The 16353-nt window shown below is 46.2% G+C and carries 16 protein-coding genes; 8 read left to right on the forward strand and 8 right to left on the reverse strand.

Going from position 1 to position 16353, the window contains the following annotated elements; all coding sequences use genetic code 11:
• Positions 1-17 precede the first annotated feature (17 nt).
• Positions 18-1574 carry an ABC-F family ATP-binding cassette domain-containing protein gene (locus NOM72_RS13660; RefSeq protein ID WP_023469741.1) on the forward strand — a complete coding sequence of 519 codons (1557 nt, stop codon included), beginning with the start codon at positions 18-20 and terminating at the stop codon, positions 1572-1574.
• 132 nt (positions 1575-1706) lie between these two features.
• Positions 1707-2492 carry an alpha/beta hydrolase family protein gene (locus NOM72_RS13665; protein ID WP_035395579.1) on the forward strand — a complete coding sequence of 262 codons (786 nt, stop codon included), beginning with the start codon at positions 1707-1709 and terminating at the stop codon, positions 2490-2492.
• 9 nt (positions 2493-2501) lie between these two features.
• On the opposite strand, the gene NOM72_RS13670 is transcribed toward NOM72_RS13665, so the two are convergent.
• Genes NOM72_RS13670 through NOM72_RS13680 form a run of 3 tightly spaced genes read right to left on the reverse strand, consistent with a single transcriptional unit; the run spans position 2502 to position 4278 of the window.
• Positions 2502-3080, reverse strand: coding sequence for a ferric reductase-like transmembrane domain-containing protein (locus tag NOM72_RS13670; RefSeq protein ID WP_035395577.1), 579 nt, complete (start codon positions 3078-3080; stop codon positions 2502-2504).
• Positions 3068-3958 carry an FAD:protein FMN transferase gene (locus tag NOM72_RS13675; protein WP_035395574.1) on the reverse strand — a complete coding sequence of 297 codons (891 nt, stop codon included), beginning with the start codon at positions 3956-3958 and terminating at the stop codon, positions 3068-3070. Before NOM72_RS13675 ends, NOM72_RS13670 begins: the two co-directional genes overlap by 13 nt.
• A gap of 11 nt (positions 3959-3969) precedes the next feature.
• A complete protein-coding gene (locus NOM72_RS13680) occupies positions 3970-4278 on the reverse strand; it encodes a hypothetical protein (protein WP_023469745.1) in 309 nt (102 codons plus the stop codon).
• A 101-nt stretch (positions 4279-4379) separates the two neighbouring features.
• On the opposite strand from NOM72_RS13680, the gene NOM72_RS13685 reads away from it, so the two are divergent.
• From NOM72_RS13685 to NOM72_RS13695, 3 genes are all read left to right on the forward strand, one after another.
• A complete protein-coding gene (locus NOM72_RS13685) occupies positions 4380-5057 on the forward strand; it encodes a response regulator transcription factor (RefSeq protein WP_255999338.1) in 678 nt (225 codons plus the stop codon).
• Positions 5050-6219, forward strand: a complete 1170-nt coding sequence (locus NOM72_RS13690; RefSeq protein WP_255999339.1) for a sensor histidine kinase — start codon at positions 5050-5052, stop codon at positions 6217-6219. The genes NOM72_RS13685 and NOM72_RS13690 overlap by 8 nt, the downstream gene beginning before the upstream one ends.
• 79 nt (positions 6220-6298) lie before the next feature.
• Entirely contained in the window at positions 6299-6712 is a 414-nt protein-coding gene (locus NOM72_RS13695) for a DUF2231 domain-containing protein (protein ID WP_255999340.1), read from the forward strand.
• A 66-nt stretch (positions 6713-6778) separates the two neighbouring features.
• Here NOM72_RS13695 and NOM72_RS13700 read toward each other — a convergent pair whose 3' ends face one another.
• The 5 genes from NOM72_RS13700 to NOM72_RS13720 all read right to left on the reverse strand — a co-directional run bounded on the left by NOM72_RS13700 (position 6779) and on the right by NOM72_RS13720 (position 12444).
• Positions 6779-8011 carry a DEAD/DEAH box helicase gene (locus NOM72_RS13700; RefSeq protein ID WP_255999341.1) on the reverse strand — a complete coding sequence of 411 codons (1233 nt, stop codon included), beginning with the start codon at positions 8009-8011 and terminating at the stop codon, positions 6779-6781.
• Between the two features lie 104 nt (positions 8012-8115).
• Positions 8116-8415 (reverse strand): DUF3817 domain-containing protein, encoded by a 300-nt coding sequence (locus tag NOM72_RS13705; protein ID WP_023469750.1) that lies wholly within the window; start codon positions 8413-8415, stop codon positions 8116-8118.
• Positions 8416-8493: 78 nt separating this feature from the next.
• Entirely contained in the window at positions 8494-9459 is a 966-nt protein-coding gene (locus tag NOM72_RS13710) for a ring-cleaving dioxygenase (RefSeq protein ID WP_023469751.1), read from the reverse strand.
• A gap of 119 nt (positions 9460-9578) precedes the next feature.
• Positions 9579-9779, reverse strand: a complete 201-nt coding sequence (locus tag NOM72_RS13715) for a cold-shock protein (protein ID WP_023469752.1) — start codon at positions 9777-9779, stop codon at positions 9579-9581.
• Positions 9780-10053: 274 nt separating this feature from the next.
• Complete coding sequence (locus NOM72_RS13720; protein WP_370688708.1) at positions 10054-12444, reverse strand: immune inhibitor A domain-containing protein; 2391 nt, start codon at positions 12442-12444, stop codon at positions 10054-10056.
• Positions 12445-13009: 565 nt separating this feature from the next.
• Here NOM72_RS13720 and NOM72_RS13725 point away from each other — a divergent pair.
• From NOM72_RS13725 to NOM72_RS13735, 3 genes are all read left to right on the forward strand, one after another.
• Positions 13010-14188, forward strand: coding sequence for an HD-GYP domain-containing protein (locus tag NOM72_RS13725; RefSeq protein ID WP_369792080.1), 1179 nt, complete (start codon positions 13010-13012; stop codon positions 14186-14188).
• Between the two features lie 19 nt (positions 14189-14207).
• A complete protein-coding gene (locus tag NOM72_RS13730) occupies positions 14208-14639 on the forward strand; it encodes a GyrI-like domain-containing protein (RefSeq protein WP_023469755.1) in 432 nt (143 codons plus the stop codon).
• Positions 14640-14812: 173 nt separating this feature from the next.
• The gene (locus NOM72_RS13735) at positions 14813-16309 is read left to right on the forward strand and encodes a M4 family metallopeptidase (RefSeq protein WP_023469756.1); all 1497 of its coding nucleotides are present in this window, start codon (positions 14813-14815) and stop codon (positions 16307-16309) included.
• Positions 16310-16353 lie beyond the last annotated feature (44 nt).

Here is a 16353-nt window from a genome sequence, read left to right on the forward strand (position 1 = left end):
TGAAATAAGGAGTAATTATGAGTATTTTAACGGTATCTAACTTAAGTCACGGATTCGGTGACCGCGCCATTTTCGAAAATGTCTCCTTCCGCCTGTTAAAAGGCGAGCACATCGGTCTCGTCGGTGCGAACGGTGAAGGAAAATCGACGTTCATGAACATCATTACGTCGCAACTTGAGCCGGATGAAGGAAAAGTCGAATGGGCGAAGCATGTACGCGTTGGTTATTTGGATCAGCACGCTGTCCTTGAAAAAGGATTAACCATCCGCGATGCACTTAAAGGTGCATTCCAGTACATGTTCGACATCGAACAGGAAATCAATGATTTGTACGGTAAAATGGGCGAAGTCGAGCCAGAGGAACTGGAAAAGATGCTCGAAGAAGTCGGCGTCTTGCAGGACATTCTGACGAATAACGACTTCTATACGATCGATGCAAAAGTCGAAGAAATCGCGCGCGGTCTTGGGCTCGATGAGATCGGACTCGACCGGGATGTACAAGAGCTCAGTGGTGGACAGCGGACGAAAATCCTGCTCGCCAAACTCCTTCTTGAAAAACCGGACATTCTCTTACTTGATGAGCCGACCAACTATCTCGATGTCCAGCATATCGAATGGTTGAAACGCTACTTGAATGAATATGAGAATGCGTTCATCTTGATTTCGCATGACATTCCATTCCTCAATAGCGTCATCAATTTGATTTATCATATGGAAAATCAAGAATTGAATCGTTATGTCGGTGATTACGACAACTTCGTTACGATCCATGAAGCGAAGAAAAAGCAACTCGAGTCCGCGTTCAAGCGTCAACAGCAGGAAATCTCTGAGTTGAAGGACTTCGTTGCCCGGAACAAAGCCCGTGTCTCGACACGGAACATGGCGATGTCGCGTCAGAAGAAGCTCGATAAGATGGATGTCATCGAACTTGCGCAAGAGCGTCCAAAACCAGAGTTCCACTTCCTCCAAGCACGGACACCAAGTAAATTGATGTTCGAAGCAAAAGGTCTCGTCATCGGATACGATGAGCCACTTTCGCGCCCTCTTGATCTGACGATCGAACGTGGGCAGAAGATTGCGTTGCACGGTGCGAACGGAATCGGGAAATCGACGTTGCTCAAGAGTTTGCTCGGTGAAATTCCAGCTGTCTCGGGTGTCGTTGAGCGAGGCGAGAACTTGCATATCGGGTACTTCGAACAAGAAGTTAAAGAGAAGAACTCGAATACGTGTATCGAAGAGATTTGGAATACGTTCCCGTCTCTGACACAACAACAAGTCCGTGCTATGCTCGCGAAGTGTGGTTTGATGACGAAACACATCGAATCGAAAATCGAAGTGCTCAGCGGTGGGGAAAAAGCGAAAGTCCGTCTTTGTAAATTGATGAATACGGAATCGAACATCCTCGTACTCGATGAGCCGACGAACCACTTGGACGTCGAAGCCAAAGAAGAATTAAAACGTGCGTTACAAGAGTACAAAGGAACCGTCCTGTTGATCTCACACGAACCAGAATTCTATGAAGCTGTTGCGACAGACTTATGGAACTGTGAATCATGGACGACAAAAGTATTCTAAGCTACACCATACAAAAGATGGGATGCCCAGAAGGGTATCCCATCTTTTTAGTTCATACACTTAATCATTGCATGATCGTGCATCTTCACGCACACTAAGACTTAGAAAATGATTATGAAGGAGCGTGTTTTTTTGGAAACGATCACGAAAAAGGCAACACTATCCTATCTCCATGTTCCAAGCGGTGGTTCAGAACAGTTGATTGCCCGTCTCTATTCACCTGAACATACAGCGAATGCTCCACTGATTGTCCTCTTCCACGGATTTCCCGGGAAACAGTTGAACATGGACTGGGCAGTTCAACTTCAAAGTGCAGGGTACCATGTACTCGTCACGTCGTATCGTGGAACGATCGGGAGCCCTGGAACCTTCCGATTCCAACATGTTTTGGAAGACGCGACCGCGACACTACAGCACGTCTGCTCAGAGTCTTTCACTGCCGAACATGGCATCAAGGCGGATCAGATTACCGTCGTTGGTCATAGCATGGGCGGTTTCGCCGGTCTACATGCTTTTGCTGAGACACCAGAGGCTGCACATTATGTCGGAATCTCTCCGTTTAATTTTGGTCTCGTCGGTCAGCTCGTCCTCGAACATCCGGAATACGAAGCTGCGCTACACGGTGTACTCGAACGAGGAGCTGGTTTCCTAAATGGTGCCGTTGCTGACGCGTTACTCGATGAGTTGAAGCACCATCATACGACTTGGAATTTACTGACGCTAAAAGAACGTCTAGCCGATCGCTCGATGTTGCTTATGACGTCAGAAAGGGACGAAACATCGATCAAAGCACTCCATCATGACTTATTGCTATCCGACAGTCCGTTCGAGGAAGCGATTGTCGATAGTGATCACAACTATATCGAGAATCGGGACGCTGCCTTTAACGAATGGACAGCTTGGCTCGCCCGACAATGAAAAGAGCGCTCAGCGTACGACTGAGCGCTCTTTTGCTGAAGTTCGAGTCCGTTGCACAGGACGGATCCGTATCCGATAAAGGACGAGCGTAAACATCGTCAGTGTTGAGATAGCGTACCAGATCGTCGTGAACAGGGTTCCGGTATCCGTACCGATGAAAAGACCATGTGCCGTCATTAATAGCCAAGCAGGTAAGACCAGCCAGTGTGTCAATTTCCAAAGCGTCTTGCCTAACGTCTCCTTTAAGAAATCCGAAGTCACGAGAACGAATCCGAATAAGTAGAGACTGATCGTTCCTAGCGCATTCCAGAGTGGTTCATAAGAAGCTTGGCCCGGAATCAGGACTTCAAAGATCGTCAGTGGTGCGTATGAATCGACGATGATGAGCGTCGCATGAAGGACGATTGCGAGCAAACCTGCCCAGCCACTATATAAGTGCACGTGATGCAGTCGTGCTTTTTGTTTTTTGAGTGCCGGGTAGGAACCGAGCAATCCCGCTAAGACAGAAATCGTCATGAAGAAGTGCCCACTTAATCCACTCAACCGGATCATCGTCCATGTTGAGAACAACCATTTCATCCAGTCCATGTCTCACTCACTCCCTTCTGTTCACTTCGCCATTCCCCAGCAGTATCCAAAATCAATAATCGTCCTTTTGGAAACCAACGAAACAGCTTTTCTTGACGTTCTGTCTCTGTCATCTGAAAGGCAAGCTTCGTCATGACTTCGGCTTCATAGAGTTGTGGCGCAGATGCCGTCACTTGAAGAATCGGACTTCTCGTCGGACGTCCTGTTCGTCCATCTAACAAATGATGATGCGTCTGTCCGTCCGTCTTCCACGATCGATAGACACGGTTCGATGTCGCAATCGCACCTTGTCGTAATTGCATGTCAGCGACGCGTTGTTCGGTCTCGGGATGCGTGATCGTGATATTCCATGGTTCCTCCTCGGACCAGACGATGACGTCACCTCCCGCTTCAATCAATCCACGACTCCAGCTTTTTCGTAGTCGCTGCGCTGCGATCATCGCGGCAGCTCCTTTTCCGATTCCACCTAGGTCGATAAAACCGCCTCCGACTCGCGTCACGTCACATCCTTCAATGATGAACGGGGCGATCTCTGGTGGAGCAACCTCTTCATAAGCGACAGCTTGTGTGAAGGGAAATGATTGGCGATAGCCATTGGCTTGTTGTTGCGCCAGCAGGAATGGGGAAAAATAACGTTCGGTCTGCTCGAAGTATCGCGTGGCGCGGGCCAGTAAGCGGGCTAACGGTAAGGACACAGATAACGTGTCGCCGATCCGTAAGCGATTCAATCGACTGACTTCACTTTGCTTATCAAAGCGTGACCACTGCCGATCCACATAATGAAAGAATCGGACAAGTTCCTCCCATTCTGCTTCATCGATCGGCTGATCCGTCACGAACCGCACCTGATTATGCATCGCATACAATTGTCGCTCCATCTTCCTCCTCCTTACCTCGAATGGCTAGACTGACCGTCACTTGATCCACCGGGTTGACTGAAGCCAGACGATTCATCACCTTGCCATTGATCATCATCGTCATCTTCGTAATATCCATCATCCCCTTCGTATTCGCCTTCATCATCGCTATACTGATTCCCTTGAGATGGTAGCGTCGTATCGTTCGAATACGTATCGCCTGTCGAAACAGGTGTCGTAGAGGAATCGTTCGAACTGACACTCAACTGACCAATCGCAAGTCCGATGAAGACGGAACTACTAAGCCCGACGAGCCATTTCGCAAATGGTTTTGGTTTCATCTGTTTCCTCTCCCTTCTTGTTACGTTTACTGTATCGAAAAAAACTGACAACTAACTGACGGCAACTATGGGATAATGAGAAAAAAAGAGGAGCGATGTGCATGCGCGTTTTGGTAGCAGAAGATGATCAGCGTCTTGCGAAGATGTTACGCCTCCATTTGGAGCGGGCAGGATATCAGGTAGATGTTGCGCAGGATGGAGTGGAAGCGCTCCTCCAATGTCAGACGTATCGCTATGACTTACTCGTTCTCGATTGGATGATGCCTCGTAAGAGCGGAGTCGAAGTCGCCGCTACCTTACGGCAAGAACAGTTTGAAGGCGGCATCTTGATGCTGACTGCTCGCGATACGGAAATCGATCTCGTTCATGGTCTCGATAGTGGAGCCGATGACTATCTCGTTAAACCGTTTCAATCGAATGAATTACTGGCACGACTGCGCGCGCTCAGTCGTCGTCAACAAAAGGCATTCGTGTCGACGGTTTCTTTCAATGGACTACTCCTCGATCTGTCCTCACAAACGATTTCTTACGAGCGACATCCAATTGATTTAACACGACGTGAATTTGAATTCCTTTCCTTACTGTTAAGACGACCTGGACAGGTGATGAGTCGTGAATTGATCATCGAAGTCGTGTGGGGGATCGGAGCGGATATTACGGATAACGCGCTCGATGCGCTCGTCCGACTCGTTCGAAAAAAATTAGATGCGGTCGGTGCTCCTAATTTGATTCGGACAGTTCGCGGATTCGGTTATCGTTTAGGTGATCCGCATGCTTGAATCGATTCGAAAACGACTGACCTTGTTATTCAGTGGCTCGTTTTTTCTTGTACTAGTCCTTATCCTGATTGGTGTGTATGTCACGAACGCTCAATTGCTGAATCGAATGGAATTGAATCAATTGAAGAGCGTATCTGATCGAGATATCTTCGAACGGATCGAGCATGGGGAGGATCACTTCATTCGAAATCCGATCTACTTCCAGTTACTCGATGGTTCAGGAAACGAACGCTATGCAAGTCTGCCGCCAGACGTCGAGTCCAAAACACTGCGCCGTTTTTTAAGCTCGAATGATACGACGCAACAAGTGGAATGGGATGATCGACACTTCTTGCTGTATCAACGGAGTACCGAAGAAGGACGACTACTACTGATGAAGGACATCTCTCCGACCGAAGACACCTTACAGCGATTGATTGCCGTTCTGGCGGGGATCGCGGTGCTCGCAACGATTGTCCTGACGCTAGTCGGATACATTCTTGCTGGTCGAGCCGTCATTCCGGTGCAACAAGCATTCGATCGCCAACGTCGTTTTACGTCCGATGCTTCACATGAACTACGGACACCTCTGACAATCGTCTATAGCGGAATTGAATTGCTAGAAGCGGAATCACTTTCGAATGAAGGGCGTACGATTCTAGAGGACATTAAAGCAGAAACGGCAGGCATGCAGTATTTAGTCTCTGATTTATTATTACTTGCGCGAGAAGGACAACCTTCACCGAAACAGGAAGTTGATCTTAGCTCACTTGTCCAAAAGACCGTCGAACGTTTTCAGCATGCCTACTCGGATCGTGTCATCCATGCTTCGATTGCGCCTAACTTACGCATGAAAGGGGATGAACATCAATTGAACCGCTTATTGACGGTCTTTCTTGAGAATGCTCTTGTCTACAGCGATGACGTCATTGATGTCTCCCTCGAAAAAACTACTACAGAACGCCAGTTGACGATACAGGACCGCGGAATCGGTATCGCTTCCGATCAACAAGCTAAAATATTCGAACGTTTTTACCGGGGTGACCATTCGCGTCACGGAACAGGAACCGGTCTTGGGTTATCAATCGCTCAATCCATTGCAGAGCAACATGGCGGAACGATTTCCATTGATTCCACATTAGGTGAAGGTACACGGTTCATCATTCATTTCCCAACTCTTTAAAACGGTGTCAGTTAACTGTCAGATAAGCAGGGTAAAGTGAAATTATGCTTTACCATACTTATCCAAGGAGGTTTTTGATATGTTGGGGAACGTACCGCTTCATCCACTTCTTGTCCATGCACCGATTGCACTTTTATTATTTGCGACGATCCTATTACTCATCAGTCTGAAGTGGACACAATTCAAACTGTTTGCCCTTTTTACGTTAGTCGTCGGTCTGATTTCCGGAGTCGCTGCCTATTTGTCTGGAGACGGAGCAGAAGAGTATGCGGAAGCGAATTTAAGCAGCGTTACCCATGCTGCCATCGAAAATCATGAGCATTTCGCGTTGTTCAGTCTCGTTGCCTTTAGTGTCTCGCTGTTATTTCTTTTGTTAGGTTACCGCTCGAACAAAAAAATGTTTTTATTACTCAGTTTCGTTGTTGCCATCGTCGGTAGCGGACTACTTGCTTATACTGGTCATCTCGGTGGTCAGATGGTCTACGCCAAATAAAACAAGAGCCGGTCTATTTTCTCTTTTGATGAGAGAAGTAGACCGGCTCTTTTATCTTGTTTCTGTTTATTTACGATGTGCACGTCCCGGGCGACGGTTATTCGAACGACGTGTATTTCCACGTCCTTCTGTCGTCTTCCGTGATCCTTTACTTTGATCGTGCTGTGCGCGAATCGCTTCTTCAGACAATTCGACGACGATCGGCGTGACCGAGATGTTCAATTCCCGTTCCATATCACGGAACGTCCGACCATCTTTTGGTGTTACGATGGAAACGGCAATTCCGTCGTTCCCAGCACGTCCTGTCCGACCAATCCGGTGAACGTAGCTTTCCGCATCATCCGGTAAATCATAGTTAAAGACGTGTGTCACACCTGTCACATCAAGTCCACGCGAAGCGACATCTGTTGCGATCAGGAATTGTGTTTTTCCTTGATAGAACTTCGCCATCGCTTTTTCACGTTTCCCTTGCGTTAGTCCACCGTGCAATTCATCCGTCGGATACCCTTGCATCTGCATTTCTTCGTTCAATTTACTAACGCGACGTTGTGTACGACAGAAAATAATGGCTGCGTACGGACGCATCTCGTCAAGCATCGTCCGCAGTGTCGCTTGCTTGCGGCGATCCGTTGTTTCGACGACGAACTGTTCGATCGCTTCAACAGTAATGCTTTCCGCCTCCACCTGTACTTCGACTGGATTACGCAAATACGTTTTCGCCAGTTCCTCTACTTTCAGTGGCATCGTTGCAGATAACATGACGAATTGACGATCAACCGGTGCTGCTTCGATGATGTCTTCAATTTCTGGCAAGAAACCGATTTGCAGCATTTGGTCCGCCTCATCCAAGACAAGCGTCCGTAATTCACTTAAATCAAGTGTACCGCGACCGACGTGGTCAAGAATTCGTCCTGGTGTCCCGATGATGATTTGTGGCATCCGACCGAGGCGTTGAATCTGTTTAAAGACGTCTTGTCCACCGTATACAGCAAGCGCACGGTACTGTTCCGTGTTCCGAATCAGTTTATGCGTCTCATCGGCAATTTGACGCGCAAGTTCGCGTGTCGGTGCGACGATCAATGCTTGTACCGTTTGTGATTCGACATCGATTTGCTCAAGGATTGGCAAGAGAAACGCTAATGTCTTCCCTGTTCCCGTTTGCGCTTGACCAATCAAGTCGCGTCCATCGAGTAATGACGGAATCGCCTGTTCTTGAATCGGTGTTGGTTCCTTGATGCCTTGTTTTTGTAATTTTTTTATCCACAGGTCACTGATGTGTAATGTTTCAAATGTTGACATGATATATCCTCCTAAAAATTATCCACAGAAAAAAGCTGTGGATAACCTGCTTCGCATAGACAAAAACAGTTATCCACAGCCGTGCTCTATTCAGTATACACAATTTACGCGTTTGTTGCTTCCTGTTTTAGCTTCCAGTCGAGCACGAACGTACCAAACGGGATGAATGATGCGATGAACGCAATCCCCGCTTTGACGATCGACCAATCGTATTTGAATTTCACGACCGCGAGCCAGAGTGCATACATGACGAACAAGACACCGTGAAGTGCACCCACGACCGAAACAGCTTGCGGAATATCCGCCATATACTTCAACGGCATCGCAATCAACAGTAAGACTAAAAACGAGATTCCTTCTAGTATCGCAATCATTCGGAATTGCCCAAGCGTAGTTCTTAACATCCCGTCACTCCTTTTTCTTGATTCCTGTTCTTAGTATACGGGATGGACGATCCTTCTGTGACCTGTGTCACAGGATTGTCAGATTTCAAGTGGACGTAACCGCGCTTCGATGGCAGCTCGCTTTGGTTCAAGAAATGGTGGTAACGCAAGCGTCTCCCCTAACGTTTCAACCGACTCATCCGTCGCGAATCCCGGTGTATCTGTCGAGAGTTCGAATAAGATATGGTTCGGTTCCCGGAAGTAAAGAGCTTGGAAATAGTGACGATCGACTTTACCAGAGTTCGGTAAGTGATAGGCATTCAGGCGTTCGACCCACTTTTCATATTCATCACTGTTCGGTACTCGGAACGCGACGTGATGGACGCCACCACGACCAAGACGTTCTCGGTCGAGATCTGGACGTGCCTCGATATGAACCTCTGCTCCGATACCACCTTCTCCCGTTGCATAGACTTCAATCGGTGCAAAGTCACCTGCTAAAGATGGATAAGAACCTACTTTTCGGAATCCCATGACTTCCGTCAGTACACGGATCGTCAACGTCGGATCGTTGACCGTCAATGTGACGGCTCCTAGTCCAACGATTGCATGCTCCGATGGAATTTCTTCTTGCGGCCATGGTACACCACCTGTGACACCTACCTCACCATCTTCTGCGACGAGAATCAAACGTGTTCCTTCCTGATCACGAAAGGCGAGTGTTCGACGCCCTGCTCGCTCGACGATTTCATCGTGATCCACACCTTTCGCTTCAAAACGTTGTTTCCAAAAATGAAGTGCAGCCGTTGTTTTGACACGAAGCGATGTCGAAGAGATACTCGATGCCCCCGGTACGCCCGTTCCAAGATGCGGAATATCAAAAAACGTCAAGTCCGTTCCTGGATTCCCTTCCGCATCTCCATAAAACAAATGATACGATGTCGTGTCATCTTGATTGACAGTCTTTTTGATCAGACGCATGCCAAGTATTTGTGTGTAGAATTGATAATTGCGTTCCGCCATGCCTGTTAAGATCGATACATGATGAATTCCGAGTAATTCCATCTTTCTCACTCCTTGTCAATGATTTGGTAATTGGAGTATATCTCACATTTATCTTGAATTCAAGATATTAGTCTAATAAAAAACCGCCCCTCCGAAAAGGGACGATTGAATAGTTGAAATTAAAGTTTTACGACGTTAGCAGCTTGTGCTCCACGTGCGCCTTCAGTGATTTCGAACTCAACTTCTTGACCTTCGTCAAGAGTTTTGAAGCCTTCACCAGTGATTGCTGAGAAATGTACGAATACGTCTTCTCCGCCTTCAACTTCGATGAAACCGAAACCTTTTTCTGCGTTAAACCATTTTACTTTACCTGTGTTCATGGGAACAACCTCCAAAAATAAATTACTTAATACATATGCTGGGCATATGAAAAGAATTCATTATTGTCCCGAAATACATGGAGCAACGAAAAGATTGTTCGTGACACGATGTGAATCCGTAATGACAATAACAATATTAAGCTAACGTAAGTATAGAATGGATGCGCTTTAAAAGTCAAGTTGTCAGACCAATGTTTTTTCCAATTGATTCCACTTCTTCTACATAACTAAAACAAAAAACAGGTTCAGCCGAAACTGAACCTGTTCTTCTGTTTTAACGGTGGATCCAGACAGCTCCAGCAGAGTTATCTTTTGCTTCACCGATGACTTCAATCTTCAAACCATTGTTCGGGAGTAGTTTCCCTGCATCCGGAATCAACTGGTTGATATACGATTTCGAATCATCGAACTTTGTCACACCTGGGAGACCTTTATAATCGTATGTTCCACGTGATGGCGAATCAATCAACCATGCAGGTGCTTTATCAAAGCTAAACGCAGCATCTGCGATTTGGTAACGTGTGCTTCCTGTCGTGACCGGTTTACCATTGAGTGTTCCGACGATTGCTTCAGGATGTGAGTCAACGACTCCAAGGAATCCTTCACCTGGGTGAACACCTACCCAGTTATCGTCAAAGCTCGAATCACCGTACCAGACGACAAGCCCTGTGTTATACTTCACGCCGCGTGCATGCTCGAGTGCTTTATCCGAGCCTGCATAGTTACGCCATTCGAGGTAGTATGCGTTATCTGCGTAAGAGAAACCGTCTGATGCGACGAAACCGTCAAGCGTGAATTTCGGCGTACCTTCTGCATCATCTTCAAAGACGACTTTACCGTCAACCGTTAGCTTCGCGTTATCAAGTGCGAATCCATCTAGCGCAAGACCAGCGTCTCCGACGTAATCAAATTTCAATGTCACTTTTTTACCCGCGAATTCGCTGAGATCGTACGATTTATCTACCCATGCTCCTTTAGTAGAATCAGCGCGCTGATCTCCATCTGTATCTTCATCACCGATTGTATCGATGACTTTTGATTGTCCATCCGCCGTCGCTGTAACAGTCAAGAAGTCGTAGTTATATTCAATATCATACAATGCTTTGAAGTCGAACTTCGCTTCTTTCGCATTCGTCAAATCAAACTCCGGAGATGTCATGGATGTATGCAAGTCGTTCCCTTTTGTGCTGTAGTAATACTTTTTACCAAATGCCGGTGCGATGCCTTTTACCGGTTTTTTCGGTAAGTTGACTTTGATGATTCCTGGATTTTTCGATTTCGTGACGCTCTGATCGAGGTACGAAGCTGTTCCTAGCTTATCTAAGGAATCAAAATCAACTTGTTGGATATTCGCCCAGTTTCCACCCATCACATTTTGGAAGAACTCTTTGTTTTGTGGTGAGAAACTTGTTGGTTCTGTTCCGGCGATATTTCCGTTCCAGCTACCACCACTCATGATGGACCATGAAGCGACTGGTTCACCTTGACCCGTGTACTTCGTATCGTACTCATCAGGTAATCCAAGATCATGACCAAATTCGTGCGCGAAGACACCAACCGCACCATCTTCAGGCTGCACCGTGTAATCATAAGCAGCCATTTTTCCACCCCAGTAATCAACACTTGCTGTCGTATTTGCTACCGGATGAACACCATCTAACGTCCAGCGGTGTGACCAGATTGCATCGTCACCAAGAGTACCGCCACCTGCTTCTTGTCCCGTACCCGCATGAATGATCATCAAGTGATCGACGAGACCATCTGGTTCGTTCAAGTCACCGTCTCCATCCATATCGTACTGGTCGAACTTATCGTAATCTGCTAAGTTAATGCCGGCTTGGACAGCTGCCGCTAACGAATCCTTGACGAGACCACGTGGTCCTTTTGATCCCGGTAAGTTATCGTTTCCACCAGCAGGATTATCTGAACCGTAATCCTTCGCTGTACCAGGAACCGTCAACCAGTTCGATACCGTACCATCGACTGAATAACTACCACCTGATTGTTCTTCATAGTATTGTTTGAACGTCTTTACTTTGTCACCATTGAAAAGTTCGAATTCTTTATCACCAAACATTAAATCTTGGTAATGTTTTTGATTGAAGTCATCTGAGTACATATATCCAGGTTCTTGAACGACGTTGTTGTGCTTGAAGTCGCTGTACTCGACGAGGAGGACAAGGACTTTATCCGTCCGTGTTGCACCGTTATAGGCTGCCTGTTTCGCTTTATCTACTTTAACGAAGCCGTTTGGGTTGCCTTTTTTGTAGTTTCCGTGTTTTTTCTTCAATTGTTTAGCAAGTTTTTCCTTTTGCTTTGTTAAGAAGTCTTTTGTCTTCTTATCAAATGCTGCTTCTTTACTGGATTCATGATCACGATCGTGATCAGCAGCCGGTTTTCCGTTCGCCTTTTTGTCCAGATACTTTTGAACGGCTTGTTGTTTTGCTTCTGTTGAAGCTGCTTTTGAAATGACCCCACGTTTTTCAAGCACTTTTGCTAATCGATCCTGATCGACCGTGTTTAAATCCATCGGTGCACCAGGTGCTACTTTTTCGGCTGCTTGTACGGACGTTACCTGCCCACCAGGTAACACCGGACCAACAGCAAAAGCAGCTGCCGTAATTCCAGATAGAACGGCTAGGCTAAGCTGTTTCTTTTTCCCCACGTGAATTGACCCCCTATGTAGTAGTGAAAAGCATGTGATTACTATACTTTTCTGAATATTCAAATCATAGGTTATTTTATTTCGTTAATCAATCGCTTTTAAGATAATTAGTTCTTTTCGACCATACCTATTTTTTGGAATTTAAATTAATCAGTTATTTTAAAAATCACTCTCCTTTTTTGTAAAAATGACCGGATTTCTTCTTTTGTTTCACGGTACGCTGAAAACACTCTGATGATTACATAAGGAGGATACAATGAGCGCTATAAAACGTTTTGAACGTCATTTGCTTAGAAACTATTTAATTGGTTCATTTGTCGCTGTGTTCGGCGTCGGATGTCTATTTATTTTTGAGACACTGACTTTTACCGGGACAGAACAACTCATTCTAATTGGTATCATGTTTTTTTCTGTTAGTTTAATGGTTTTATTAGAATATCTCGTCTACTCAAGGCATGTTCGCTCTTTACGATACTTCTTTCAAACTGACTTTCCTTCGCTGTCTTCTTTTCAAAATGCTTATCGGACAGCGCATCGGTTTCCGGTTCTGACAGTTCAGCGAATCATGGGACCACACTTCTTAGGTCTCTCGGTTCCTTCGTCACTTTTAACGGCACTCGCGATCTCTCAAGGATGGTTACGAATGCCGTACTATTTGATCGGTCTCGCCTGTTTTGGTGCTGTCCTCGTCGCAATTCTCCACGCTTTGATCGAGTTTTTTCTGACTTATCGTGTCACGGAGCAGATGCTACTTACTTTAGAGAAACATGCTCTTGATCGCAGATTCGATGTTCCGAAAAAAACGACGGTTGTCACGTTAAGACACAAGATGCTCATCAGCACTTTGATCATCGGCGTTTTTCCGGTCATGCTGTTCGTTCTCGCCTCAGCTGTACAACTAACGGAAAATGAGAGCCTTCGTTCCTACTGGAGTTGGGCGACACTCATCTTAGTCGTCATCTTGTCCGTCGCGACGTTTTGTAGTCTTCTTCTTTATGAAAACATCCGAAAGCCGATTGCGATTCTCCAGCAAGGGATTCAAGATGTCGAAAATAATCGACTCATCTCGTTACCGAATCCCTATTCTGATGAATTTTCTCATCTCGTCTCCGGCTTTAACCTGATGATGGAAGGAATCAAAAAACGCGATGAACAAAATGAGCAATTGCTCGATAGTCTGTTTACGTTATTTGCGGCAACACTCGATGCCCGGGATCCTTACACGGCCGGACACTCGCTTCGCGTTGCTGCCTATTCCGTCGAAATCGCTACTGCTGCAAACCTGCCGCACGAACAAATCGAGTTGTTACGTAAATCAGCGCTATTACATGATATCGGAAAGATTGGGATTCGAGATGATGTGTTGTTGAAAGAAGGACGCTTGACTGACGAAGAATTTCAGATCATCCAACAACATCCTGTCATCGGTGTGCACATTCTATCGCAAGTTCAGCTCCCAAAGACGTTACAACCGATTCTTCCTGGGGTAAAGTACCATCACGAACGCTACGACGGAAAGGGGTATCCGGAAGGTCTCGTAGGAGAAGACATTCCACTGTTCGGTCGAATCATGGCCATTGCCGATGCCTACGATGCGATGACATCCGATCGTCCCTATCGTAAGGGAATGCCTGTTGAGAAAGCTTTATCTATCTTAGAAGAAGGCATGGGTACACAATGGGATGCTACCTTTACGCGTCTTTTTCTAGACTTGAAACGTTCGCTAATCAAAGACGTGTCATAAATACGGAAAGGAGATTCTCATGCATCCGAAAATCGTGGAACGTCATGAATTTTATTTTGTTGGTCTTGGACTGACTTGCGAAGAAAACGAACTGCATACGTTGATGCCGGAACTCTGGCGTGAATTTTCAAGACGTTCACATGAGATTCCTGCAAAGCCAGATAGCTATCCGCTTGATATCTCACTCGAACGAAATGGAACCAAATACTCCCAATGTGTCGGGTATCCCGTCTCCTCACTCGATGGCATCCCAAAAGGAATGAAAGGTCACCGGATTCCAGCTGCGCGTTATGTCTTCTGGAAGCACGAAGGACCGGATATCGAAATTTGGAAATCATTCGAGAAAATCCAACGCTTTGCTTCAAAGCAAGGAATCGAGCTTGATCCACATGATTTTAAAATTGATGAGACCCGAGATGACGTCCACCATCTCTACCAACGCATTCGCTGAACCATTCTCTTGAATGGTTCTTTTTTCGTCTTGAAATATCTTTTACAGTTAATAATTCAGTCCAGGTACTACGGACTATATTCAGAAAATTCGATTTAATTCGAATGACTTATTCTCGCTTTCTTCATTCTTTGGCATAGTTAGACTCAACCCAAACAAGGAGGCGATTTATTTTGAAAAAGTTTCTCGCTACATCGCTTGTCGCAAGTGTACTTGTTGTTCCTACAGTCGTAGGTGCAGAAGGTCTTCAGTCTGGTAAACTCACGAAAGCTTCGTCAGAACCAGCTGCAACGATCGTTAAAGATTTCGTGAACAAAAAAGGTGACTTTGCTGTTCAGAACGTCGAAAAAGACGGATCTTCACAGATCGTACGTCTCCAACAAGAAGTGGATGGCGTCCCTGTCTTTGGTAGTGTCGTCGTCGGGAACGTCGCGAAAGACGGTACTTTGAAAGCAGTCGTAAACGATGCGATCAACGTTAAAGGAAAACCAGGTCTCGCGAAAAAAGCAACGCTCTCTGAAAAGAAAGCGATCAAGCTTTATCAAAAAGCAATCAAGGCTTCTAAATTCGAAGTCGCTCCAAAAGCAGAACTCGTCATCTATCCAGTAAAAGATGATGCTGTGTATGCATACAAAGTCACATCGACTGTCCTCGCGGGCAAAGAGCCATCACGTTGGACATACTTCATCGATGCGAACTCAGGTAAAGTACTTAACAAGTTTGACCAACTCGCTCACGCAACAGGTACGACAGTACTTGGTACAAGCGCAACATTCAATACGACGTTGAGCGGTTCAACGTACTATCTTCAAGATACGACGCGTGGTAAAGGTGTCTACACATACGACGCGAAAAACCGGACATCACTCCCAGGAACACTCTGGGCAGATGCAGATAACGTCTTTAACGCGACATATGACCGCGCTGCTGTCAGTGCACACGTCAACGCTGCAAAAACATATGATTTCTATAAAAACACATATGGTCGTAACAGTTACGACAACGCTGGTGCACGCTTGAACTCAACAGTTCACTATTCAACGAACTACAACAACGCATTCTGGGATGGCACGAAGATGGTCTATGGTGACGGAGATGGCACGACATTCGTCGCACTCTCGGGCGCACTTGACGTCGTCGCTCACGAATTGACACACGCTGTCACAGAATACACAGCTGGTCTCGTGTACCAAAACGAATCTGGTGCGATCAACGAAGCCGTTTCAGATATCATGGGTACAGTAGCTGAGTATACAGTCGGATCGAACTTCGACTGGCTCGTAGGAGAAGACATCTACACACCTGGAGTTAGCGGTGACGCACTCCGTTCGATGTCGAACCCAGCTGCTTACGGCGATCCTGATCACTACTCAAAACGTTACACAGGTACACAAGATAACGGTGGTGTCCATATCAACTCTGGTATCATCAACAAAGCTGCTTACCTCCTCGGTAACGGTGGAACGTTCTACAACGTATCTGTCACAGGAATCGGTGTACCGAAACTCGGTGCGATCTACTACCGTGCCCTCAACACGTACTTGACTCCGAACTCGAACTTCAGCTCACTCCGTGCAGCAGTCATTCAATCGGCAAAAGACCTTTACGGTTCAACAAGTGCGGAAGCAACAGCTGCAGCGAAATCATTTGATGCAGTAGGCGTCTACTAAGAAAATCTCCTCCCAAAGGATTTTCATATTTCCTCCCGAGTGTC

The sequence above is a fragment of the Exiguobacterium sp. LL15 genome (assembly GCF_024436095.1).
Taxonomy (GTDB): Bacteria; Bacillota; Bacilli; order Exiguobacteriales; family Exiguobacteriaceae; genus Exiguobacterium_A; species Exiguobacterium_A indicum.